This is a genomic window from Catenulispora sp. GP43 (assembly GCF_041260665.1).
In the GTDB taxonomy this organism is placed as follows: domain Bacteria; phylum Actinomycetota; class Actinomycetes; order Streptomycetales; family Catenulisporaceae; genus Catenulispora.
Window position 1 is genome coordinate 1 of record NZ_JBGCCT010000028.1, and the last position, 23,307, is coordinate 23,307.

A 23,307-nucleotide genomic window follows, 5' to 3' on the forward strand; every position below is an offset into this window, starting at 1 on the left:
CCTGCTTATCCTATGTTTCTTCTGTGGGGCGGGGGGGGCGCCGCCCCGGCCCCCGCCCCCCCCGACTCGCTTTTCCGCCGCTGTGCGGACGCCCCCTCCGCGCCCGCCGCCCGGCGAAGCCGTCGACCGCCGCTCACTCCTGGGCGATCGCCGCCAGCAGGTCCAACCGGGCCGCGCGACGGGCCGGCCGGGCCGCGGCGATGACTCCGGCGACCGCACCGGCCGCCAGGATCAGCGCCAGCGTCGCCGGCGAGGCCGCGAAGCCGATCGCCGTCGAGCTGCCGGCGGCGCGGACCAGGGACCAGGCCAGGAAGGTGCCCAGGCCCACACCGCCGAGCGTCCCGAACAGCGCCACCAGCAGCGACTCCCAGCGGACCAGGGCTCGGGTCTGCCGCCGCGTCAGGCCGACCGCGCGCAGCAGACCGAGCTCGCGGGTGCGCTCGTGGACCGACAGCGCCAGCGTGTTCGCGATCCCCGCCAGCGCGATCACGATCGCCAGCACCAGCAGCACGTACGAGATGGTGAGGACCACGTCCACCCCGGACGCCTGCGCGTCCGCGTACTGCTGCCGGTCCTGCACGTCCGGGCTGCCGTAAGGCGCCACGGCGGCCGTGATCGCCGGGCGCGCCGCCGCGACCGGCGTCCCCGGCGCCAGCTTCACGATCACCGAAGTGTCGGTGACCTGGTTCGCGTGCGCGGACCAGGCCGCGGCGTCGATCAGGTAGGCGTCGAGGGAGCCGCGCGGTCCGTAGACGAAGCCGACCGGGAACGTGCCGGCGGTACCGTCCGGGAACACGACCGTCACGGAACTGCCCAGCGGATGCTTCTTCGCCTCCGAGGCCGAGACCCCGATCCCGCGGCCCCCGGCCAACGCCGCCGCCGAACCGCCCCGGACGTCCAGCGCCACCGCCTGGTTCAGCTTGCCCGTGTCGGCGAACGAGACGTCCGTCGCGGCGCCGCCGATCGAAGCCGTGCCCTGCCCGATGCCCACGGCGGCTGCGACCCCCGGGACCTTCCGCAGATCGGAGGCCAGCTGCGGGCTCAGTCCGCCGCCGCCGAAGGACGGCGAGGAGACGGCGAGGTCTCCGACGAACGACCTGTCCACGTCAGACTTCAGCGACGTCTTCACCGACGTGGCGAACACCGTCAGCAGCGTCACCACCGCGACGCCCACCATCAGCGCCGTCGCGGTCGCGGACGTCCGTCGCGGATCCCGGGCGGCGTTGCGGCGCGCCAGGACGCCGGTCGTCCCGGCGACCCGTCCGCCGCCGGTGACCAGGGGACCGAGCACCCGGACCGCCGCGCGCGCCGCGACCGGACCGAGCATCACCACGCCGACGGTCGTGGCCGCGGCCCCGGCTCCGACCACCGCGAGCGATCCGCCCGCGACGGCCAGCCCGATCCCGCCGGCCACCAGCACCGCGCCGATCGGCGTCCGGACGCGCCCGAACCCGGACTGCGTCTCCCCCACCGACGCCTCCCGCAGCGCCGCGAGCGGAGCGACGCGCGAGGCACGGACCGCCGGGGAGAGCGCGGCCAGGGCCGTCACGCCGACACCGACCAGCAGCGCCAGGGCGATCGTCGGCCCCGTCACCGCCAATCCCCCGGCGGGCAAAGCGAATCCGGCCGCGTCGAACAGCGCCTTCAGCGCTTGCGCGATGCCCAGTCCCCCGACGACACCGGCCGCCGATGCCGCGAGTCCGAGCGCCGCCGCCTCACCCAGCGACGAGCGCAGGACCTGGCCACGCGAGGCCCCGAGGGCGCGCAGCAAGGCGTTCTCCCGCGTCCGCTGCGCGATGAGGATCGTGTAGGTGTTGTGGATCGAGAACGACGCCACCAGCAACGCCACGGCGGCGAAGACCAGCAGGAAGCCCTTGAAGAAGGTGAGGAAGGCCGTCCCGATCGCGTCGGTGTTCGCCTTCGTATACGCCGCGCCGCTCATCGCCGTGACGCCCGGCGGAAGCACCTTCGACACCGCCGCCACGACAGAGTCCTGCGACACTCCCGGCTTGCCGGCGATCAGGATCTGCGATGCCTGGCCGGGGCGCGCGATGTACTTCTCCGCGACCGTCTGCGTGAACCCGGCGTAGGTCACCTGCCCGATCCCGCCCTGCGTTCCGAACCCGGCGATCCCGACGATCGTGACCCGCACCGGCAGCGGCGTCTGCACGGTCGTGGTGTCCCCGATCCTCAGGTGCCCGGAATCCGCCGCGCCTTTGTTGATGACCGCTTCCACCGGCTGCCCGGTCGGCACGTCGCGCGGCGCGCGCCCGGTCACCAGGTGATACGAGTTCAGCGCGGTGGACGGGATCCAGTTGCCGGCGGTGCGCGGCGGGCCGTTCCCGCCGACCGCCTTGCCGTCGGCGCCCAGCAGCTGGCCGTAGCCCAGGATGTCGGGCTGCGCGTCGGCGACGCCGGGGACCGTGCGCAGCGAATCAGCGAGCTGCGCCGGGACCGGGGCCCGCAGTCCGCCGAAACCGGAACCATGCTGGGAGATCAGCGTGTCCGAATGGACCACCGCGGCCATGCCGGTGTCGGCGGTCGCGAAGAGGTTGGCGAAGTTGCGGGACAGCGTCGCGTTCAGGGTCAGGGTGCCGGCCAGGAAGGCGACGCCGAGGAACACCGCGAGGAAGGTGCCGATCAGCCGGCGGCGGCGGGCGGTGAGGTTGCGCAGGGCGATGGTGAGCATGGCTGTCAGCCTCCTTATTCGCCCGACGTGCCGGACTCGCCGGACCCGTGGGATTCACCGGATTCACCGAACTCACCGAAGCGCTGCATGCGGGCCAGGACGGCGTCGCGCGTGGGCAGCTCCAGGCGGTCCACGAGGCGGCCGTCGCCCAGGAACAGGACCTCGTCGGCGTAGGCCGCGGCCGAGGGGTCGTGGGTGACCATCACCAGGGTCTGGCCGAGGTCGGTGACCATGGTCCGCAGCAGGCCCAGGACCTCCGCCGCGGACCGGGAATCGAGGTTGCCGGTGGGCTCGTCGGCGAACACCACCTCCGGGCGCGAGGCCAGGGCGCGTGCGACCGCGACGCGCTGCTGCTGGCCGCCGGAGAGCTCGGCGGGGCGGTGCTTCAGGCGGTCGGCGAGGCCGACGGTGCGCACGACGGTGTCCAGCCAGTCCCGGTCCGGAGCGCGGCCGGCGAGGTCCAGCGGGAGCGTGATGTTCTCCGCCGCCGAGAGGGTCGGGAGCAGGTTGAAGGACTGGAAGACGAAGCCGAGCTTCTCCCGGCGCAGGAGCGTCAGCTGCTTGTCGGAGGCGGAGCCGAGTTCGACGTCGCCGATGTACACCTGGCCCGAGGTCAGCCGGTCCAGGCCGGCCAGGCAGTGCATGAGCGTCGACTTGCCCGATCCGGAGGGGCCCATGACCGCGGTGAAGCGGCCGGCGGGCAGCGCGACCGTGACGCCGTCGAGGGCGCGGACGGCCGCGTCGCCGCCGCCGTACTGCTTGACCGCGGCCACCGCGCGGGCGGCGGGCGCCGTGAGGGTGCTGGAGGTGATGCCGGTCGTGGTGGTCATACCTTCGATTCCACCTTCGGGGCGCCTGCGGTGTAGTCGTACGACGGGAGTCACCCGGGCTACTTCGCGGGGAGACAACGAAACGGCGTGACCGCCGGGGCCTGGGCCCGACGGTCACGCCGTTCTGCGCGCCGGCACTAGTCCCTGTCGAACTGGAGCAGGACCGTCACCGCGACCGACACGGCGACCAGGAGTTCCAGCCCGGCGGTGAAGGCGTGGGCGTAGGCGGCGGGGGTGGTCGAGGAACCGAGGGCGGAGTAGAAGACGATCCCGATCACCGCGACCCCGACGGCCCCGCCGACCTGCATCACCGTCGACACCACGCCCGAGGCGGCACCGGTGTGGTGCGGCGCCACCCGGCCCATCGCCCCGGCGGCCAGCGGGCCGATCGCCAGGCCCATGCCCGCGCCGTCGCCGACCAGTGCCGGGACCATCCACAGCAGCGAGCCGTGGGTACCGGTCAGGTGGATGGTGACGATCAGGTCGACCAGGCTCAGGGCCATCAGCAGCGTCCCGACGGCGGCGGTCTGCCGGCCCAGCCGCTCGGTGACCTTCTGCGCGACCATCGAGGTGAGCAGGTACCCGACCCCGATCGGGGTGAAGATCAGGCCGGCGTGCAGGGCGTCCAGACCCCGGCCGAGCTGCACGTAGAGGGCGAAGACCAGGAAGAACGAGCCCTGGCCCATCCAGAACACGATCTGCGCGACGATGCCGCGGGCGAAGCCCTTGGTCCGGAACAGCGCCGGGTCGATCAGCGGCGACTTCTCAGCGGCGGCGAGCCGGCCCTGGTACCACCCGAAGACCCCGAACAGGACGAGCGCGGCGCCGAAGCTCAGCCAGGTCCACAGCGGCCAGCCCTGGCTCTGCCCCTGGATCAGCGGCAGCACGGTGGCCACCAGCGCGGCGCTGACCAGCGCGACCCCGGGCACGTCCAGCCGCGTCCGACCCTCGGCCCGCGACTCCGGCACCACCCGCGGCACCAGCGTCAGCGCCACCGCACCGACCGGCACGTTGATCAGGAAGCAGCTACGCCATCCCAGCCCGGAGAAGTTCATGTCGATCAGCAACCCGCCGATCAACTGCCCGAACACCGCGGCCAGCCCCATCGCCAGGGCGTAGGCGGTGAAGGCACGGACCCGCTTGGCCCCCTCGAAAGCGGTCCCGATGATGGCCAGCGTCTGCGGACTCAACAACGCGGCGCCGATCCCCTGCACCACCCGCGAAGCGATGAGCACGTTCGCAGTAGGCGCCATCCCGCACGCGGCCGACGCGGCGGTGAACAACGCCATGCCCAGCGCGTACATCCGCCGCCGCCCGAACATGTCCCCCAGCCGCCCGGCGGTGATGACCCCGGCGGCCACGGTGAGGCCGTACCCCGCGACGATCCACTGGATCGCGGCCGGCGAGGCGTGCAGATCGCGCTGCGTGGCCGGAATCGCGACGTTGACGATGAAGATGTCGAGGGTGGTCATGAAGACCCCCGCGAGCAGGACCAGGAGGGTCAGGTTCTGGGCCCGGGCGCTGTCGCGCCGGGTGCGCTCCGCCGGCGCCTCGTGCGCCGCGCTGGCCGGTGTCGCCGGCCGGATCTGTGTAGCGGTCATGGGGACAACGATCGGTGCGTGGGGGTCATGGTGACGATTACCTGGTAGGTAAGGCGGTGGTTGAGCTGGGGGTTCGGCGCGGATCACGCGGGGCGAGGTTTCGCTGACGTGGCCGTGGTGGCGGCGGGATCCCGACGACGAGATCCCTGGCCTCTCGCTCTGCTCAGCCGCGACGGCGAGCCGGAGCCGGATCCAGATGCCGCCGCGCAATCCAGATGCCGCCGCGCAGCCGCCGGCGCGATCATTACCTGCCGGGTAATCGCGAGGTCATGGCCCCGGGCCGCATCGTTGAGGGCACAGGCCGCCGGGCAAGCCGGAGGCCGCAACGGAAGGCTCAGCCATGACTGACATCAAGAACCTCGTCAACGGCTACATCGCCGCCTGGAACGCGACCGACGCCGAGGCCCGCGCCAAGAAGGTCGCCGAGGTCTTCGTCGAGGAGATCGAGTACACCGACCCGCTGGCCTCGGTGCACGGCCACGACGAGCTCAGCGCCCTGATCGGCGGCGCGCAGGCGCAGTTCGCCGGGCTGGCCTTCCGGCTCGCCGGGGAGCCGGACGCGCACCACGACGTGGTCCGCTTCACCTGGGAGCTGGCGGCGGGCGACGACGAGGCGCTGGTGGTCGGCTTCGACGTGGCGCTCATCGCCCCCGACGGGCGGATCGGGGCGGTCGCCGGGTTCCTGGACAAGGTGCCCGCGATGTGAACGGTGGCAGACGCGCCCGACACGGAAGCACGCCGGAGGGCGGCGGTCAGGAGCTTCGGCTCCGGCCGCCGCCCTCGGCGCGTGGGTGCACTGGGGGCGCGCAGGGGGCGCGAACAGCGGCTATACCTCAAAATCTCTTGAGCGGCCGCCCTTTGCCTTCCCGTATCAGCGCTTTGAGCCAAGCTCTCAGCGCTTTGAGCCCGGTGCCACCGCGGGATTCTGGTTGCCGGTCGGCGTGGGCGTCGTCGGGGCCGGGTTGTTCGGCGGGTTCTGCGACGTGCCGGCCGGGTTCTGGTCCGGGTTCTGGCTCGCCGTGCGCTTCGCCTGCGGCGTCGCGGCGTCCACGGCGGCGCCGACGACCAGCGGCTGCGGGCGGGTGGCGCCGAGGTAGTCGGCGGCGCCGATCGGGTCGAAGCGGATCACCGCGCCGGTGTGCGGGGCGTCGATCATCACGCCGCCGCCGACGTAGATGCCGACGTGGTGGATGCTGCCGGGGTTGGACAGGTCGGTGGCGTAGAAGACCAGGTCGCCGGGCTGGAGCTGGTCGACGGGGACGTGCGGGCCGGTGTACCACTGCTCGGAGGCGGTGCGGGGCATGGTGATGCCGACCGAGGTGTAGGCGGCCTGGACCAGGCCGGAGCAGTCGAAGCGGCCGTCGGTGCCGTCGCCGCCCCACTCGTAGGGGGTGCCGAGGCGGTTGTAGGCGTAGGCGATCGCGCGCACGGCCATGTCGGACGGCGCCAGCGTCGGGTCGGGGGCGCGGAAGGCCTGCTCCAGCGCCTCGATGTTCTTCACGTAGTTCTGGGTCTCCGCGTACGGCGGGATGCCCTGGTACTGCTCGACCGCGCCGGGCCCGGCGTTGTAGCCGGCCAGCATGTTCGCCACGGCGTCACCGCCTATCCCGGAGACCTGGCGGGCGATGGCACAGTCGTAGCGCGCGGCGGCCGGGATCGCGTCGGCCGGATTGCGCGGATCCTGTTTGCCGTCCCCGTCTTGCGGTGAAGACCAGTTGGGCCAGGTTCCGGGCATGAACTGGGCGATCCCGACGGCGCCGGCCGGGGAGACGATGGTCGGGTCGAAGCCCGACTCCTGATACAGCTGGGCGGCCAGCAGCGAGGGGGTCAGCGTCGGGCACATGTGGCCGACCTGGTCCATGATCGCGGCGTCGGCGGCCGGGACGGTGCCCTCGGCGATCCGGCCGACGGTACCCAGGCTGGAACTGCCGGAGGCCACGCTCATGGTCCCGACGACGATCGCGCCTACCAGAAGGAAGGGGGTGGCCACCAGCGACGCGCCGACGACGATCGATGTCTTCATCAGAACCCTTCCTCCCTTCAGTTGATCATCGGATCACCCGATAACCAAGGTGTGCCGCAGACTGATAGAGGAAAACGACACCATAGACAAGGTATCTGCCGTCCGCATCATCCTCGTAGACTGAGTTCCCTACGCTACCGGCAGCGACACCACCACATCGTGAGTACGACGAACACCACCGTTATAAACACAGGACTGGAGGCAGGCGGTCATCGTGTCTGCACTGCAAATTCTGCATGGCGCGGCGCACACCGTGGCCACGTTCCTCACCGACCCGACGCCGGCGCCCCCGTCCGCCGGCAACGACATCAACACGATCATCGGCGGGATCGCCCCGAACTGGGGCCCCTTCGGCAAGGTGGGCAACGAGGCCCGGGTGATGATCGAGGTCATCATGGCCACCGCGATCATCATCTGCCTGGGCATCGCGGTCTGGGGCGCGGCCAAGCAGCGCATCGGCGCCACGGCGCTGCGCGACACCTTCTCCGCCGAGCAGGGCAAGGGCCTGATCGTGGCCGGCCTGACCGGTGTGTTCATCATCGGATCCCTCGGCACCCTGTTCACCATCGTCTACGGCATGGCGATCTGACCGGCGGCCGCGGCCGACCGGAAGAGGTGCCGCCTCGCGCCGCCCGGCAAACCCGCACGAAGCCATCCGGGTATTTGTTAGGAACTGGTGGCCCGACACGACGACGATGTAACACGACCGGGGCGTCCGGGGTGGGGAGACTTGAACATGGTTATCGACGGCGGTAGCGGCGGTCCGGGCCGCACGGGCGACGGCGGCCCGCGCCGCGGCCGGCCCGGACGCGCACCGCGCATCGAGCAGCCGCAGACCGTCATCCGCCTCCCCAAGGACCCCTACGACGGCGAGTTCAAGGCCCCCCGCGCCCGCCGCGGCCGCGGCGTCCTGGCGCTGGCCGCGGTCGTCGTGGTGGTCGCGGCGGTGATCGCGATCAACAGCAGCAAGCACAACAGCGGCGCCGCGAGCCAGGGCGCCAGCACCGGCGTCGGCGGCGGGGTGCCGCCGGCGACGGCCACGGTGGGGCAGAGCGCCCCGGCGGGGGCGGCTTCGAGTCCTGCTTTTCCGGCGCAGTCCGGGGCGAACGGCGTGCTGACCGGGTATCAAGACACGCAGAGTGGGGCGGAGTCAGCGGCGACCAATTACGTGGCCGCCTACGTGTCCGAACCGATGGTCCACACCGACCAGCGGCACTCCATGATCCAGACCATCGCGGACCCCGCGATAGTGGCGCACCTCCAAAGCGAACTCGATACTGCTTTCGGTGCCGCCGCACGCGGGTATGGCCTAGATGCAAACGGGAATCCCCCTGCGGGCCAGACGCTTGTGTACCGCGGTGTACCGGCGGGAGTTCGAGTGGATTCGTACACGAACACCAAGGCCGTGGTCGACGTCTGGACCTGCACCATCGACGGTATCGCCGGCACCGGCTCGACCTTCCCGGTGAGCGCCACGTGGTCCACGCTCACGATCACCTTGACCTGGGTCAACAACGACTGGCGCTGGAACGACTTCAGACAGGCCGACGGACCGACACCTGTCGGGGGCACGCAGCAAGCCTCCACACCCGAAGATCTGCAGAAGGCTGCCCAGCAGTTCGCGAGGCTCCGCTATGCGCCTTGACATCGCACCGCTGCCGGCGGCGCCGTCAGACCCCTGCGCGCTTCTCTTCGGCGCGGTCAAAAAGGCCTGCGAGAACACCCAGCAGATGGTCAACGGCACCCCCACCGCCCCCGGCACCACCGGAGGCGGGGGCAACACCACCGCCGACTCCCTCACCGACCCCCTCGGCTCCATCGCAAAAGGCTGCGCCGAAGCCGCCCAGTGGGTCATCAACAACCTCTCGGACGCGATCTCCAAGACCGCGACCGTCAACTTCACCAACATGGGCTTCCTGAAGCAGTACGCGATCGTCTTCGCCGCCTCGGCGATCCTGACCGTCCTGCTCTGGCTGCTCTCCGTCATCAAGCGCGCGGTGCGGGGCGACTCCATCGTCACCGCCATAGGCGAGGCCACCGGGTTCCTGTGGATGGCGGTGCTGGCTTCCGCCTTCACGCCGGTGATCCTCGCCGGGATGGTCAAGATCACCGATAGTGTCTCCGATGCCATCGGCAATGGTTCCACCGCTGATCGGAACGGGTTCCTCGCGGGCTTCTCCAAGGCCCTGGATCCGAATTCCGGGCTGGGCGGGGGGCCGATCATGCTGATCTTCGTCTCCGTGCTGTCGATGATCGCCGCCGCCCTGCTGTGGCTGGAGCTCATCATTCGGGCCGCCATGCTCTACGTCGGCGCGGCGCTGGCCACGGCGGTGTACGCCGGCTTCGTCGACAAATCTATGTGGGGACACATTCGGCGGTGGGTGGGGCTGATGATCTCCATCGACCTCATCAAACCCATCATCGTCATCGTCCTTTCGTTGGCGACCGCTGTGTCGTCGGGGCCTCAGGACTCGTTCAGCGCCGTGCTCTCGGGGCTGGCCATCATGATCCTGTCGATCTTCGCCTCCGGGCTGGTCTACCGGTTCGTGCCGGCGTTCGGTGACGAGATGCTGACGCTGCAGAAGGAGCGGGCGGCCAAGATCGGGAAGGCCGCGATCACCAGTGCCGCCTTCACGTCGCCGGCCGGGACCATGCGCAACGGTATGGCCACGCACGCCAACCGGATCAGCGGTGCCTTCGCCGGTGGCGGGGGCGGCGGCAACATGGGCGGGGCCATCGCCGGGATGTCGGTGGGGGCGCTGGCCGGCGGGGCCGGGGCCGCGGCCGGGATCGCGGCGCACACCGGCCGGGCGCTGACCGTGCGGCCGGGGGCCGACGGCGGCCAGGGCGGCGGTGCCGGGGGTGCCGGGGGCGGTGGCGGCAACGCCGGCGGCAGCGGCGGCTCGGCCACCTCCGCCTCCCGGCTGCAGGCCACCCCGGCTCCCGTCATCCCCAAGACCCCGCCGCCTCCGCGCGGCGGTTCGTGACCAGGCCCGCGATCGGACCGGCGAGGGAGGCCAGGACGAGATGAGGCACACCGCCAGCGCACGCGTCAGCGGGTTCGCGTCCTGCGATCCCGCTGCCGGCCTTTCCCGGGTAGCGTCGAGAGCAGAACCCGGCCGCGCACCACGATCACCCGCTCCCCCGCTGGAAGGCACCGCCGTGAGCACCACGCCAAGCAGTGACGTCCGCCCCGAGGGGGCCCGGTTATGAGCACCACCCAGCAGGAGCCACCGCAGTACCGACGCGCCTATCTGCTCGGCAAGGCCAAGCCGAGCGCGCTGATCGGGCGCAACCGGGAGACCGGTGAGATCGGCGTCATCGTGATCTGCTGCGCCGTCTCGCTGCTGTCCGGGTTCTTCGTGCCCACCACGTTCCTGAAGGTGCTGGGGATCCTCGCCGGTCCCGCGCTGGCGCTGATCGTCGTGTTCATGCCCTACAACGGCCGGACCATCTACAAGTGGTTCGAGATCAACCGCTCCTACAAGCGGCTGCTGCGCTCGCCGCAGGCCGCCTGGCGGTCGCGCGCCATGGAGGCCGGGACGCGGATGGACGGCGCCGAGGTGGAGATCGGGCCGCCGCCCGGGGTCGGACGCCTGCGGTGGCTGCGCGCGCAGTTCGGCCCGGACGAGATCGCCGTCCTGATGCACCTCGACCGCCGGACCGTCACCGCGACGCTGGAGATCGAGGGCCCCGGCGTCGGCTCGCGGGACTCCGAGGACCAGGAGGCGCTGGTCGACCGGTTCGGCACGCTGCTGCGGCACGTGGCCAACGGCGACGGCTTCGTCACCCGGCTGCAGATGCTCGCCCGCACCCTGCCGGCCGATCCCGACGCGCACGCCAAGGACGTGGCCAGAAGGGGCGACGAGAACTCCCCGCGCTGGCTCCAGGAGTCCTACGAGCACCTGCTGTCCATGGTCTCGACCTCCTCCGAGCAGCACCGGGCCTATCTGGTCGCCTGCATGCCCTACACCAAGGACCTGGCCTCGGAGGCCTACGTCATCGGCCGCGGCGCCGTGGACGTGGGCCTGGGCATCATCATGGCCCGCGAGCTCGCCGACATCTGCGCCCGGCTGGCCGACGCCGACATCAAGGTGCGCCAGCCGCTGGGCCCGGTCGCGCTGTCCTCGCTGATCCACTCCATGTACGACCCCGACCACCCGATCGACCACCTGCACGCGATGTCGCGGCGCAACGCCTGGCCGGCCGAGCTGGACGCCACCCACCCGCAGTTCCTGCGCGCCAAGACCCGCGAGTCGGCCACCGCCGAGCCGTGGTGCCACGCCACCGCCTGGATCAAGGAGTGGCCGCTGACCCCGGTCGGCGTGAACTTCCTGGCCCCGCTGCTGGTGCACACCCCGGACGTGATCCGCACGGTCGCGGTGACGATGGACCTGGAGCCCACCGACGTGGCCATCGAGCGGATGCTCACCGAGAAGATCAACACCGACGCCGAGGCCGCCCGCCAGGCCAAGCTCGGCCGGGTCGACGACCCCCGCGAGCGGGCCCACGCCGGCCGGGTGGACCAGCGCGGCGAGGACCTGGCCTCCGGCGCCGCCGGGGTGAACCTGGTCGGCTACATCACGGTCTCCGCGCGCGGCCCGGAGCAGCTGAACCGGGACAAGCGCACGATCCGGGCCTCGGCCGGCAAGTCGTTCCTCAAGCTGGAGTGGTGCGACCGCGAGCACCACAGGGCGTTCACGAACTCCCTGCCGTTCGCGACCGGGCTGCGGAAGTAAGGAGGCTGACACATCATGGCCGGACGCTCCGTCACGGACTCCCTGATCGAGGGCTTCGCCTCGATGATCTTCGGCAAGGTCGAGACCACCCGACCGCCGGTGCGCACCTCCTCCTCGCAGGCGCAGGCGGTGTACCTGCCGACCGCGGCGCCGGGCCTGGGCGACAGCGGCGTCATCATCGGCCGCGAGGTGTACTCCGGCAAGGGCTACGTCTACGACCCCTTCCAGCTCTACGGCCAGCAGCTGCCGGCCCCGCACTGGCTGGTGCTCGGCGAGTCCGGCAACGGCAAGTCGGCGCTGGAGAAGACCTACGTGCTGCGCCAGCTGCGCTTCAAGGACCGCCAGGTGGTGGTCCTGGACGCGCAGGGCGAGGACGGCGTCGGCGAGTGGCACCTGATCGCCGAGTCCCTCGGCGTCACCCCGGTCCGCCTGGACCCGCACGGCGTGCGCGGCGACAGCATCCGGCTGAACCCGCTCGACCCGGCGATCGCCACCACCGGCCAGCTCGCCCTGCTGCGGACCATAGTCGAGGTGGCCCAGGGCCGGCCGCTCGACGAGCGCGCCGGCTACGCACTGAAGGCCGCGCACCTGCGGGTGGGCGAGGCGGCGCTGAAGTACGGCCGCCAGCCGATCCTGTCGGACGTGGTCGAGGCCCTGCGGACCCCGCTGACCAGCGCGGCCGAGGACATGAACGTGACCATAGAGGACGTGCAGGCCTGGGGCCTGGACGTGGCGCTGGTCCTGGACCGGCTGGTGGACGGCGACCTGGCCGGCATGTTCGACGGGCCCACCACCTCCGGCATCGACCTGGACTCGCCGCTGATCGTCTTCGACCTGTCGGCCATCGACCGCAACTCGATCGGCATGCCGATCCTGATGGCCATCGTCGGCGTCTGGCTGGAGCACACCTGGCTGCGCCCGGACCGGGTCAAGCGCATCCTGCTGGTCGAAGAGGCCTGGCACATCATCAACTCGCCCTTCGTGGCGCAGCTGTTCCAGCGGCTGCTGAAGTTCGGCCGCCGCCTGGGGCTGTCCTTCGTCGCGGTGGTCCACCACCTGTCCGACGTGGTGGACGGCGCCGCCGCCAAGGAGGCGGCGGCGATCCTGAAGATGGCCTCGACCCGCACGGTGTACATGCAGAAGGCCGACGAGGCGAGAACCACGGGCAAGGTCCTGGGCCTGCCGCGCTGGGCCGTGGAGATCATCCCCTCGCTGACCCCGGGCATCGCGGTGTGGGACGTCAACGGCGACGTGCAGGTGGTCAAGCACATCATCACCGAGCACGAGCGCCCGCTGGTCTTCACCGACCGCGCCATGACCGAGAGCTCCGCCGACGCCGCCCTCATCGCCAGCGCCGCAGCGGCCGCCCTGACGGCCGGGACGCCCGAGGAGACGGCGGCACTGGAAGCGGCCGAGGCGGACCGCCTGGCGGCCCTTCCAGCGCCCGCGACACCGGTGCGCGCCATCGCGGCGGGGAACCAGCAGCCCATGGACCGCCAGCGGCGGTGGGCGGTGGAGCCGATCGAGGCGGACGGCGACGACGAGCTGACGGCGATCGCCGGGACGCTGTTCGGGAAGAAGGCGGAGCTGCCGTACCAGGCGGAGACGCCCGAGGTCTGGGATCGCTGACCGGTGATCGCGCTGCTGTCCGCACCGAGCAATCTCGGCCTGCGCCCTCCCGAGCCGACCAGCGTCCCGGGCACCGCCAAAGCCCCCGAGGCCTTGCGCGAGGCGGGCTTGTTCGCCCGCTTCGCCGAGGCGGGCGCCCTCGACGCCGGCGTGGTGCTGGCCGGCCGCTACGTGGACGACGCGACGCCGGGACGGCTGCGCAATCAGGACGCGATCGTCGAGCACGCACGGCGGCTGGCCCGGCGCATCGCCGAGATCCGGTCCGAGGGCGGCTTCCCTGTGGTGATCGGCGGGGATTGCAGCCTGGTGGTCGGGGTCGGGCTCGCGCTGCGCCCTGCCGGCCGGTTCGGTCTCGTGCACCTCGACGGCCACACCGACTTCCGGAATCCCGGCAACTCCGAGTCCTGCGCGGCGCTGGCGGGCGAGGATCTGGCCGCGGCCGTCGGGCGCCACTGGCCGGCGATCGCGGACATCGAAGGGCTCGGACCGTACTTCGACCCGGCGGACACGGTGCACGCCGGGTGCCGTGACGACGACGCCGAACTGGACGAGGTCCGCGACGCCATCGGCCTGACGATCCGCGCCTCCGAGATCATCGCCGACGGCGCCGCGGCCACCGCCGGCCGGATCCGCGACCGCGTCGACCGGCCGGGGATCGACGGCTACTGGCTGCACCTGGACGTGGACATCCTCGACGCGACCGTGATGCCTGCGGTGGACAGCCCCGACACCGGCGGCCTGCACGCCGGCCAGCTGACCGGGCTGCTGGCCGCTCTCGCACCGCGCGCGATCGGCGCGCACGTCACGGTCTACGACCCCGATCTCGACCCGGACGGCCGCTACGCGCGGCTGCTGGTGGATGTTCTGACCGAGGGTCTCGGACGCCTGGGGACCGAACTGTCCGGACAATCAGGAGTCTGATCCGAGCGCCTTCTCGATGTCCGCGATCTCGGCCTCGATGTAGACGCTGTCGGACAGCACCTGGAAGCCGAGAGCACGGTTGATCGAGGCCATGTGGTCGAGGTCGGCGGTCTGGGTCATCACCTGTCGGGCAGCCGGGTGCTGCTCGACCAGCGCCCGGAGTTGCTCAGCCTTCATAGCCAGCCCCAGTCCCTGTCCCCGGTGCTCACGCCGCACCGCGGTGTAGCCCTGCTGCACGACCATGGGCCGGGCGGCGGCGATGGTGACGTCCGTGACGCCGGCGACCTCGCCGGTCGCCTCGTGGATCGCCACCACCGAGCGGAACTCACGGTTTATTGCCGCGTTCCGGGCCTCCTCCTCCCGGACCCGCGCGGGCGTCCATCGGGGCTCGTCCCAGCTCATGTCGCCCGACACCGAGTCGTCGATCGCCTGCCGCGCCACCGCGTAGGACGCGACCAGATCCTCCGGGGCGGCGCCGGTCCACGACTGGAGGCGGTAGCCGTCGGGGGCGGGACGGTCCCACAACGTTTGGTCCGTCTCGGCGAGCATCAGGTACTGCTGGACATAGCGCAGGGTCGGCACGAGTCCCACCGTCGCGCCCCAGGCCTCGCCCGAGCCTTGGAAGTCGGCGGACCCGATCACATGGGTCCGGCCTTCGGCGCGTGCCGCCGGAATCAGAATGCGGAGAAGGTCGGTCGCTATACCCCGGCGGCGCAGGTCGGGCCGGACCCGGATCTCGATGAGCGCGGTCCCTCGGTTCTCCGGCGACGGCAGGAACAACCAGCCGACAGCCGTGCGCGCCCCGTCGTCGGAGTCATGGCCGATCCAGAGGTGCGACTCGTACCTGCCGGTGCTGCCTCCGCGCATGAGGTATGCCATCTCGGGCCCCGACCGCAGCGGCCACCCCGGCCGATCCGCCGTGTCGAGGACCGCCAGGAAGGCCGCGAGCTCATCGAACTCTGATTCAGAAGCCTGATACTGATCGAATCGCCTGAACTCCATCCACCCCTTATAGCGTGAAGTCCAGTAATCGCGCCGCCTCGTTTTCGCTCTGGCAGGGCCACACGTCCCCGCAGGTGCAGAACGCAGGCCCCGGTTCCCCGTCCAGGCCCCGCACCTCCACCTTCTGATGCACCGCGAACAGCACCCCCACCCAGTTGCGGTAATCGGGGGCGACGTGATCGTCAAGACTTGCGACACTCATGTATGTCCTCCAGTCTCCGCGCTGTCCGGCGACACCGTCTTTCCAGACACGGTGTCCAACGATGCCGCCCGGCGCGGGTGACGGGTGAATTCTGTGATGGGAGTTGCTGCATGAAGTACCGCGTCCTCGGAAGTGACGGCCCGCGGGTCTCCGCGCTCGGACTCGGGTGCATGGGTATGTCGGACTTCTACAGCGTCACCTCCGAGTCCGAAGCCGAGTCGATCTCGGTGCTGCACCGGGCGATCGACGATCTCGGGGTGACGCTATTGGACACCGCCGACATGTATGGCAAGGGCGAGAACGAGAAGCTCGTCGGGCGGGCTCTGGCCGGCGGCCGGCGGGACAAGGTCGTGCTGGCGACGAAGTTCGGCATCCGGCGCGACCCGGAGACCGACGAGCGCTCGGTACGCAACGATCCGGAGTACATCCGCGCCGCCGTCGACGCTTCGCTGGGCCGCCTCGGCGTGGACCACATCGACCTCTACTACATGCACCGCCGCAACGCCGAGATCCCGGTCGAGGAGTCGGTCGGGGCGATGGCCGAGCTGGTGCGGGCGGGCAAGGTGCGCTACCTGGGCCTGTCCGAGGTGAACGCGGAGACCCTGCGCGCCGCGCACGCGGTCCACCCGATCACCGCGCTGCAAAGCGAATACTCGTTGTTCACCCGCGACATCGAGGAGGAGGTGATCCCGGCAGCGCGCGAACTCGGCGTCGGGATCGTGCCCTACTCCCCCGTCGGGCGCGGGCTGCTGACCGGTGCCATCAGCTCGGTGGAGGGGCTGGCCGCCGATGACTTCCGGCGCACCAACCCGCGGTTCGCCGACGGCAACCTGGAGGCGAACCTGAAGCTGGTCGCGGAGCTGCGCGCGGTCGCCGAGGAGTCCGGGCACAGCCCGGTGCAGCTGGCGCTGGCGTGGCTGCTGGCGCAGGGGCCGGACATCGTGCCGATCCCGGGCACCAAGCGGATCAAGTACTTGGACGAGAACTCGGCCGCGGCGGACATCGAGCTGAGCGCCGAGCAGCTGGCCCGGATCGAGGCCGCGGTGCCGCACGGCGCGGCGTCCGGGGAGCGCTACGCGCCGGATTCGGCGCGGCGGACGGAGCGTTAGGAAGGACGCCTTCGACCCCGGACAAGCCTCGGATAATCCCCGAATGAGACCCGGATAAGCCTTCGACAAACGCCCCGCGCTGTGCTGTAAGGGCTCCTGAGGTACCTGAGGGTCATACCTAAGGTACCTCAGCGCCCAAGGACTGGCCTGTTGCCTCATGTGTAGGGGGCACCTCCCGCCGGAGACTAGTACACGTCACCGAAGTGGGACTCGTCGAGAGGCTGGGAACCGGAACCATGAACAACACCGTCTTCACCCTGGAGATCGCCAACGCCCGCCGTACCGAGCTGATCGAGCAGGCCCGCCGCCACGGACTGGCCAAGCGCGCCCGCCGGACGCGGGACATATGCCCGGAGAAGGTACATACCGTGCACGCAGGATCACGTTCCGGTGAAAGGTCGATGACCTGACCCGGACCCCTGTGCGATGCTCGACCATGTGTCGATGCGCCAGGTGAGCCCCGTCTTCGTCGGCCGCGGGCCGGAGCTGTCCAAGCTCCGCTCGCTGCTGGCCAGCGCGTCCCGGGGCGAGCCCGCGGTGGTGGTCGTCGGCGGGGACGCCGGGATCGGCAAGTCCCGGCTGATCGAGGAGTTCGTCCGGCCGCTGCTGGACCTGGACCCCGCCGCCGCCGATCCGGGCGCGGCCCCCTTCACCGACGTGCGCGTCCTTATCGGCGGCTGTGCGGAACTCGGCGACGAGGGTGTGGCGTACGCCCCCTTCGCCGCCGCGCTGCGCCAGCTGCTGCGCGACTTCCCCGGCGCCTTCGGGGACGGCGACGGCGTGCGCCGCCGCGAGCTGGCCTGGCTGCTGCCGGAACTGGCCGAGGGCCTGTCCGGCGACGACTCCCCGCGCGGCGGCATGATGCGCCCGGCGGGCATGGAGCGCCACAGCGACGCGCTGCCGGCCGTGACACGCGCCGGCGAGCAGTCCGTGCGCGGGCACCTCTTCGACGCCGTCCTGGGGCTGCTGGAGGACCTCGGTTCGGCCGAGACGCTGCTGCTGGTCCTGGAGGATCTGCACTGGGCCGACCGCTCCACGCGCGACCTGCTGGGCTTCCTGTCCCGCTCGCTGCGCGACTCGCGGGTCCTGGTCGTGGGCAGCTACCGCACCGACGATCTGCACCGCGGCCATCCTCTGCGGCCGTTCCTGGCCGAGCTGGACCGGATCCGCGGCGTCCGGCGCATAGACATAGGACCGCTGACGACCGGCGAGACCGCCGAGCAGTTGGCGGCGATCTACGGAAAGACCGGACGGGACCTGCCTCCGGGTTTCGCCGAGGAGGTGTTCGCGCGCGCCGAGGGGAACCCGTTCTTCACCGAGGAGTTGGCGTGCGCGGCCGACGGCTCGAGCCTGATGCCCTCGGACGTCGGCGGCTTCGCGCTCTCCGACACACTGCGGGACCTGCTGCTGATCAAGGTGGAGCAGCTTCCCGAGCCCACACAGCGCATGCTGCGCCTGCTGTCGGCGGCGCTGCCGCCGGTGGACCACCGGTTCCTGCTGCTGGTCACCGGGGCCACCGACGACGAGCTCAACGAGCAGATCCGCCCGGCGTTCCAGGCGCACATCCTGATCCCCGGCGAGAGTCCGACCAGCTACCGGTTCCGGCACGCGTTGCTGCGCGAGGCCGTGCACAACGAGCTTCTCCCGGGCGAGCACTCGGCTTTGCACCGCAAGTACGCCGAACTGCTGGAGGCCGAGCCGTCGCTGGTCGCCGCGGAGGCGCGGGAAGTCGAGCTGGCGCACCACTGGTATTCGGCGCGGGACTATCCGCGTGCCTACGACGCGGCGCTGCGGGCGGCCGAGGCCGCGGACGCGCGGTACGCGTACGTCGAGGAACACCAGATGCTGGAGCGCGCGCTGGACCTGTGGGACCAGGTGCCCACGCCCGGCCTGGATTACGCCCGGCTGCTCTACAAGACCGCCTGCGCCGCGCATCTGGCCGGCGATCCGCACCGCGCGCTGTCCCTCACGGACAAGGCCCTCAAGCGGGTCGACCCCGAGCAGGACCCGGAGTTGGCCGCGCTGCTGCACCACCTGCGCAGCCGGGACCACCACATCCTGGGCCGCGGCGACGGGATGGCGGACATCTGGGCCGCGCTGGATCTGGTCGACGGCGAGAAGTGCCCGCAGGTGCGCGTGCAGATCACCAACAGCGCCTCGTTCATCAAGATGCTGACATCCGACGACATCGACGCCGCGCTGCGCTTCGCCGAGGAGACCGCGCTGCTGGCCGACAAGATCGACTCGGACCTGTACCGGATCGCGGCAGCCATCACCAAGGGCACGGTGCTGGCCGGGCAGGTCTCGCTCGGCACCCACGAGGAGGGCCTGGCGATCCTGCGGCAGGCCATCATCGACGGTCTGGGCTACGGCGATCCGGGCATCATCGGCCGCGGCTACATCAACCTGTGCAGCGCGCTGGAGACCCTGGACCGGCACCAGGAAGCCGTGCAGGTGGCCCGCGCGGGGCTGGCCGAGCTGAAGCGGCGCGGCGTGCGGCTGCGGGTCGCCGAGAGCATGCTGTGGCTGAACATGGCCGAGTCGCTGATCGCGCTCGGCGACTGGGAGGCCGCGGACGCCGCGCTGAACTCCAGCCTGGACCTGGACCCGCCGGGCATCCACGGCGCGACGACCCACGAGTACCTGGCCGACCTGGCGCTGCTCGGCGGCGACCCCGACCACGCGCGCAGCGAGCTGACGCTGGGCGCGCGCATCCCGAGCCGGACCTTCGAGCACCAATACGCGCTGCCGGGCATCCGCCGCGAGATCGAGAAGGCGGTATGGCTGACCCGCTCGATCGGCGAGGCCCGCACGGCGTTCCAGGTCTTCCTGGACAAGCCGCAGTTCCTGGGCGACGAGCGGTATGCCTGGCGAGTGCTGACCGCGATGGCGATGGCCGAGGCCGACCACGCGGAGCTCTGCCGGTCCACACAGCCCACGCGCGCCGCGGCCCGCTCCGGCGCCTCGGCCGTGGACACCGCGGGCTCGGCGATGGTGGCGGCGCTGGCCGAGCGGGCCGGCCGGCTCCCGGCCCTGACTCCGAGCCAGGCCGCGGCCGCCGCGCAGGTGGCGGCGGAACTGGCCCGCTGGCGCGGGGTCGCCGGCGCGGCGGAGTGGGCCACCGCGAGCGAGCTGGCCGCCCGCGAGGGGGTGCACGCGCATCAGGCCGCGTACATCAATTTCCGCGCCTCCGAGGCCTGCGCCGCCAACGGCGACCGCGACACCGCCGCCGAGCTGCTGCGCCGGGCGGTCCGGGCGGTCGCCACGCTTCCGGACGGCCCGCTGTGCCAGGAGGTGCAGGCCTTGGCCCGCCGGGCCCGGCTGGACATCAGCGACTGCATGCCGCAGGCCCCGGCGCCCGGCGGCGGCAAGGGGGCCGACTCCGGCGCCCCGCTGGGGCTGACCGCGCGCGAGCTGGAGGTGCTGGCGCTGGTCGCGCAGGGCCTGTCGAACCGGCAGATCGGCGAGCGGCTGTTCATCTCGACGAAGACCGCGAGCGTGCACGTCTCCAATATCCTGGCCAAACTGGGAGTTTCCGGACGCGGCGAGGCGGCGGCGGTCGCGCATCGGCTGCGGGTGTTCGAGCAGGCGTAAGGTTCGCCGCGCGCCGAGGGCTTTTGTCCTCGATATTCGTCCCCTGAGTCGCAGCCCGGACGCACAGTCACATCCCGCTGTCGGCCGCGGGCCCTCCGCGATCCCTCATTCGGATGGATCGCCCCGCGCCGTTCCCCTGAGGCGCCCCGGCAGAGGTCCACACTGACTGACATCGCGCGAGGTTCTTCGATGATCCCCAGCGCGTCGCCGCGCCGTCCGTCGAAAGGCCGCCATGAAGACACCGGTCATGCCCGCGATCGAGGAGCTGCTGCACGCGGCGTTCGACGCCGCGCCGATGCCGGCGGTCCTCGCCGAAGGCCCCGATCACCTGTTGCTGGCCGCCAACGACGCGTGCCAGGCCGACTTCGGCGCGCCGGTGCTGCACCGGCCGATCGGCGAGTCCCTGCCGGAACTGGCCGCCACCGGTCTGCCCGCGGCCCTGGACCAGGCCTATGACACCGGACGCGCGGTGCTGCTGCGGGACCGGCTGGTCCGGCGGCGCGGCGGGGACCGGTACTACACGCTGGTCTGCGTGCCGGCCAGCGGCGGCGTCGCGGTGTTCTGCCGCGACGAGACCGAGCGGGTGCGGCGGGCGCAGGCGCTGCTGGAGGAGGAGACCCGCAACCGCAACATGGCGGTGATGCTGCAGCGTTCCCTGCTGCCGCAACGGATCATCCAGCCGGACGAGATCCGGCTCGCGGCGTGCTACCTGCCGGCGCTGGTGCGCTACGAGGACTCCTCGCTGGACGACGAGCCGGTGCTGGAGGTCGGCGGCGACTGGTACGACGCGATCCCGCTGGGCGCCGGCCGCACCGCGCTGGTGGTCGGCGGCGTGACCCCGGAGGCCGGCGGCGTCGGGGTGCGCGCGGCGGCGGTGATGGGGCGGCTGCGCGCGGCGGTGCGGGCGTACGCCTCGCAGAACCTGCCGCCCGGCGAGGTGATGTACCACCTGGACCGGCACGCGCTGGACTTCGACGGCGAGCGCACCGGGTCCCCGGTCGCGACGCTGGTGTACGCGGTCCACGACGCGGACAGCGGCGCGCTGACGTACGCCAACGCCGGGCACCTGCCGCCGCTGCTGCGGCTGCCGGACGGCTACGTGGCGGTCCTGGAGGGGGCCTCGGGGCCCTCGCTGGGCAGCGGGGACTGGACGTGGCAGGAGGCCGCCGTCGCGGTGCCACCGGGGTCGTATCTGGCGTTCTACACCCAGGGGCTTCTGGAGCGCGGCACCGGCGATCTGCGGCGGGTGTTCGCCCGCGCGCCGGAGGAGGAGCCGCCCCGCCCCGGCGCCGGCCCGGTGGACCTGGTGCGCGACCACATCCTGGCCTCCATCGACCCGCTGTCGGTCTCCAGCGGCGGCCTGGACCCCACCGGCGCGGTGCGCACGGACGACGTGGCGCTGCTGGTGGCGCACGTCCCGGCCTGGACCGGCGCGCACGCCGCGCTGTTCCGCTCGGCCTCGGTGGAGCTGGTCGGCGGCCCCGAGATCGCCGCGCACGCCCGCAGCTACACCGCCGGCGTGCTGACCACCTGGGGCGTCGCCGGCGACCTCACCGACACCGCGGTTCTGGCGGTCAGCGAGCTGGTGGCCAACGCCGTCACCCACGGCACCGCCCCGGTGGTGCTCCGCCTGCGCCGCACCGACCGCCGGCTGATCATCGACGTCGCCGACCAGTCCGACCACCTCCCCCGCCGCCGCCTGGCCCGGGAGACCGACGAGGACGGCCGCGGGATCAGCATCATCGCGGCGGTGGCGGCGGCCTGGGGGGCGCGGCCGCTGCCGGAGGGGAAGTCGGTGTGGTGCGAGTTCGAGTTCTGAGGGCCGGCGGAAAGGCGACGGCGCGGCAGCGATGACGCGGCACTGTCACAGCTCCGAAACAGCGGGCGAACCGCCCCCTCACCCTCCGTGCTCACCACCACCCCACCCGCCCCTCTCCCCACACCCGCTTCGACGGCGCTCCCCACCGGCCCGTATATTGCAGTGCGGCCGTGACCGTCCCCTCAATACGGCCTGCCGTCCAAGGCGGGTCGAGCGATAGCATGGGGCCTCGGGTTGTCGGTCGCCGGCCTTCGTGCGGTCGGCGGGGGGACATCGATTTCAGGAGCTGACGGATGAGTGTGGCGGGCGCTGTCGCCTGGCCGGCGCGCACCATATGGTGGCCGCGCTGGCGTCGTGCGACCGTCGCGGGCGCTCCTGCGAACGGAGTCGCCGCCGTCGTGGCGGCGCTGCGGGAGGCGCTGAACACCCCGACCGAGGACGCCGACGACCTGTCCGCCAGCGGGAACCATCCGCTGGCGATGATCGGCGGGAGCACCGCGCCGCGCGGACACCGGGCGCTGCAGCCCGGGAACGGGCCGTCGCTGGCCGACCTCTACTACGCGCACCGTCTCTCGCTGGTCCGGCTGGCCATCCTGCTCGTGGACGACCAGGCCTCGGCCGAGGACGTGGTGCAGGACTCCTTCACCGGCCTGTGGCGCCGCTACGGCGACGACCTCATCGGCATGGAGAACCCGCTCGGCTACCTGCGCACCGCCGTGGTGAACAACGCGCGCTCGGTGCTGCGCCGCCGCAAGACCGCACGCGGCTACACCCCGCCGCACGTGCCGGACGCCGCCAGCGCCGAGTCCGTGGCGCTGCTGTCCGAGGAGCACCGCGAGGTGCTGGAGGCCATGCAGAAACTGCCGCCGCGCCAGCGCGAGGTCCTGGTGCTGCGCTACTGGTCCGACCTGTCCGAGGCGGACATCGCCGACGCGCTGGGCATCAGCCGGGGCACCGTGAAGTCGACGGCGAGCCGCGGGCTGGAAGCGCTCGGCAAGATTCTCAAGGGCTGAACATCCCGGATCCGGGAGCGCTCGAGGGCTGAAATGCCCCGCCACCGTCACTCTCAGGAGTGAATCAGTATCACGGTTTGCCAAATTCCGCCGTGAGACCCTCGTAACACTATTGAGTTCTCTGTTGAATTAGAGC

16 protein-coding genes and 1 pseudogene are annotated in these 23,307 nt (G+C 71.6%); 12 read left to right on the forward strand and 5 right to left on the reverse strand.

Annotation, left to right across the window (positions count from 1 at the left end):
• Window positions 1–133: 133 nt before the first annotated feature.
• From ABH926_RS39930 to ABH926_RS39940, 3 genes are all read right to left on the reverse strand, one after another.
• Complete coding sequence (locus ABH926_RS39930) at window positions 134–2,689, reverse strand: FtsX-like permease family protein (protein WP_370371345.1); 2,556 nt, start codon at window positions 2,687–2,689, stop codon at window positions 134–136.
• Window positions 2,690–2,703: 14 nt separating this feature from the next.
• Window positions 2,704–3,519: an ABC transporter ATP-binding protein gene (locus ABH926_RS39935; RefSeq protein WP_370371347.1), complete on the reverse strand. Its 816-nt coding sequence runs from the start codon at window positions 3,517–3,519 to the stop codon at window positions 2,704–2,706.
• A 137-nt stretch (window positions 3,520–3,656) separates the two neighbouring features.
• Entirely contained in the window at window positions 3,657–5,120 is a 1,464-nt protein-coding gene (locus ABH926_RS39940) for an MFS transporter (protein ID WP_370371349.1), read from the reverse strand.
• A 340-nt stretch (window positions 5,121–5,460) separates the two neighbouring features.
• Between ABH926_RS39940 and ABH926_RS39945 the strand changes: the two genes are divergently transcribed.
• Window positions 5,461–5,826 carry a nuclear transport factor 2 family protein gene (locus tag ABH926_RS39945; RefSeq protein WP_370371351.1) on the forward strand — a complete coding sequence of 122 codons (366 nt, stop codon included), beginning with the start codon at window positions 5,461–5,463 and terminating at the stop codon, window positions 5,824–5,826.
• 186 nt (window positions 5,827–6,012) lie between these two features.
• Here the strand turns inward: ABH926_RS39945 and ABH926_RS39950 are convergent, their stop codons facing one another.
• Window positions 6,013–7,143 carry an NlpC/P60 family protein gene (locus ABH926_RS39950; RefSeq protein ID WP_370371352.1) on the reverse strand — a complete coding sequence of 377 codons (1,131 nt, stop codon included), beginning with the start codon at window positions 7,141–7,143 and terminating at the stop codon, window positions 6,013–6,015.
• Between the two features lie 253 nt (window positions 7,144–7,396).
• On the opposite strand from ABH926_RS39950, the gene ABH926_RS39955 reads away from it, so the two are divergent.
• From ABH926_RS39955 to ABH926_RS39980, 6 genes and pseudogenes are all read left to right on the forward strand, one after another.
• Window positions 7,397–7,732, forward strand: a complete 336-nt coding sequence (locus ABH926_RS39955; RefSeq protein ID WP_370371569.1) for a hypothetical protein — start codon at window positions 7,397–7,399, stop codon at window positions 7,730–7,732.
• Window positions 7,733–7,879: 147 nt separating this feature from the next.
• Window positions 7,880–8,788, forward strand: a complete 909-nt coding sequence (locus tag ABH926_RS39960) for a hypothetical protein (protein WP_370371353.1) — start codon at window positions 7,880–7,882, stop codon at window positions 8,786–8,788.
• Window positions 8,778–10,130, forward strand: coding sequence for a hypothetical protein (locus ABH926_RS39965; RefSeq protein ID WP_370371355.1), 1,353 nt, complete (start codon window positions 8,778–8,780; stop codon window positions 10,128–10,130). The genes ABH926_RS39960 and ABH926_RS39965 overlap by 11 nt, the downstream gene beginning before the upstream one ends.
• A 222-nt stretch (window positions 10,131–10,352) precedes the next feature.
• Window positions 10,353–11,882, forward strand: a complete 1,530-nt coding sequence (locus ABH926_RS39970; RefSeq protein ID WP_370371356.1) for an SCO6880 family protein — start codon at window positions 10,353–10,355, stop codon at window positions 11,880–11,882.
• Between the two features lie 15 nt (window positions 11,883–11,897).
• A pseudogene (locus ABH926_RS39975) lies at window positions 11,898–13,283 on the forward strand (ATP-binding protein); the annotation flags it as partial.
• Window positions 13,284–13,514: 231 nt separating this feature from the next.
• Window positions 13,515–14,432 (forward strand): arginase family protein, encoded by a 918-nt coding sequence (locus ABH926_RS39980; protein WP_370371358.1) that lies wholly within the window; start codon window positions 13,515–13,517, stop codon window positions 14,430–14,432.
• On the opposite strand, the gene ABH926_RS39985 is transcribed toward ABH926_RS39980, so the two are convergent.
• The gene (locus ABH926_RS39985) at window positions 14,421–15,434 is read right to left on the reverse strand and encodes a GNAT family N-acetyltransferase (RefSeq protein WP_370371359.1); all 1,014 of its coding nucleotides are present in this window, start codon (window positions 15,432–15,434) and stop codon (window positions 14,421–14,423) included. The genes ABH926_RS39980 and ABH926_RS39985 overlap by 12 nt on opposite strands.
• Window positions 15,435–15,746: 312 nt before the next feature.
• On the opposite strand from ABH926_RS39985, the gene ABH926_RS39990 reads away from it, so the two are divergent.
• The 5 genes from ABH926_RS39990 to ABH926_RS40010 all read left to right on the forward strand — a co-directional run bounded on the left by ABH926_RS39990 (window position 15,747) and on the right by ABH926_RS40010 (window position 23,171).
• Window positions 15,747–16,745, forward strand: a complete 999-nt coding sequence (locus ABH926_RS39990; RefSeq protein ID WP_370371361.1) for an aldo/keto reductase — start codon at window positions 15,747–15,749, stop codon at window positions 16,743–16,745.
• Between the two features lie 236 nt (window positions 16,746–16,981).
• The gene (locus tag ABH926_RS39995) at window positions 16,982–17,155 is read left to right on the forward strand and encodes a hypothetical protein (protein WP_370371363.1); all 174 of its coding nucleotides are present in this window, start codon (window positions 16,982–16,984) and stop codon (window positions 17,153–17,155) included.
• A 34-nt stretch (window positions 17,156–17,189) separates the two neighbouring features.
• Entirely contained in the window at window positions 17,190–20,339 is a 3,150-nt protein-coding gene (locus ABH926_RS40000; RefSeq protein ID WP_370371365.1) for an AAA family ATPase, read from the forward strand.
• 232 nt (window positions 20,340–20,571) lie between these two features.
• Window positions 20,572–22,158, forward strand: a complete 1,587-nt coding sequence (locus tag ABH926_RS40005) for a SpoIIE family protein phosphatase (RefSeq protein ID WP_370371367.1) — start codon at window positions 20,572–20,574, stop codon at window positions 22,156–22,158.
• A 479-nt stretch (window positions 22,159–22,637) separates the two neighbouring features.
• Window positions 22,638–23,171, forward strand: coding sequence for an RNA polymerase sigma factor (locus ABH926_RS40010; protein WP_370371571.1), 534 nt, complete (start codon window positions 22,638–22,640; stop codon window positions 23,169–23,171).
• The last annotated feature ends 136 nt before the right edge of the window (window positions 23,172–23,307 follow it).